This is a genomic window from Caballeronia humi, from assembly GCF_001544475.1.
Taxonomy (GTDB): domain Bacteria; phylum Pseudomonadota; class Gammaproteobacteria; order Burkholderiales; family Burkholderiaceae; genus Caballeronia; species Caballeronia humi.
Genome location: NZ_FCNW02000198.1, coordinates 1 through 1,074 on the forward strand (window position 1 = coordinate 1; position 1,074 = coordinate 1,074).

1 protein-coding gene is annotated in these 1,074 nt (G+C 61.5%); it reads right to left on the reverse strand.

The features are described 5' to 3' along the window. Positions 1 to 578, reverse strand: a 578-nt coding sequence (locus AWB65_RS35010) for a reverse transcriptase domain-containing protein (RefSeq protein ID WP_235008115.1), incomplete at its 3' end; no start/stop codon positions are given. Positions 579 to 1,074 lie beyond the last annotated feature (496 nt).

Below are 1,074 nucleotides of genomic sequence, written 5' to 3' on the forward strand. Positions count from 1 at the left end.
CGCCGATCGACGATGCGTCGCGCAAGCGACAACATCAAATCGGCGTGGGGAATACTTCCGAAGTAGTCCGCCAAGTCGGCGTCAACAACGTCCGTTTGCCCTCTATGCAGCCGCTCCTCCACCTCGATCACCGCTTGCTGGGCGTTTCGGCCCGGCCGGTAAGCGTACTGCTCTGGTGGAAGGTCCGCCTCAAAGATCGGTTCGAGCACCAGCATCGCTGCTGTCATGCACACCCGATCTCGCAAGGTCGAGATGGCCAGTGGCCTTAGCTTGCCATTGGCCTTCGGGATAAACACTCTTCTGATAGGGTCCGGCCGGTAACTCTCCTGCCTGAGCGCAAGCGCCAGTTCGCCGAGCCACTTCTGCACCCCAAACGATTCGACCTCCGCGAAGTCTTGGCGATCGACACCCGGCGCGCCCCTGTTCGAGCGGCACTGGGCGTACGCATGCGCCAGCACATCCTCGCGATAGATCTTGTCGTACAGCGCGTAGAAGCGATACCCGGCTTCTGCCTTCGCTTTCGCGTGTAACGCCATCTGCAGCTTCTGAACACGAATCGGAGTTGATAGGTTGCCCAATCTCCACGTCCTCACTACGTATTGCGTCTGTCTTGAACTGAGGCCCCTTCCCTCCACCAGCGTTACCCGGTTTCAGCGGTACTACGGGCCTCTCCGTCATCCCAAGGCGCCCGGCCTGTCCCTCGCGGGCGTCCGGTTGGTCATCCCTGACCACGCCAAGGGACTTCCCGTGTTGCGTACGCTTTCCTTGTGTACATGCTGTCGCCACTACCCCGGCGCAGCGGCTGGGCGTCCAGCCTGCTCATTCACCCAGCCGTATCAGCCTTCCCCGATAGGGTCGTCGGGTCGGCCTGCGCATCGACCTTTTCGAGGCTTGCTCGGCGTTCACTCGCGTTACGGCCTGCACACTCGCGCTGTCACCAATTTGTGACACGCATCACCGAAGGCTTCAGCCACTTCGTTACCTCCATAGCTGCTCCGGTTGCTTCCGGCTGGAGCGGTTGCCGGGTGGGACTTGCACCCACTGGAAAGCGCCACCTTTTCACGGCGCACACCC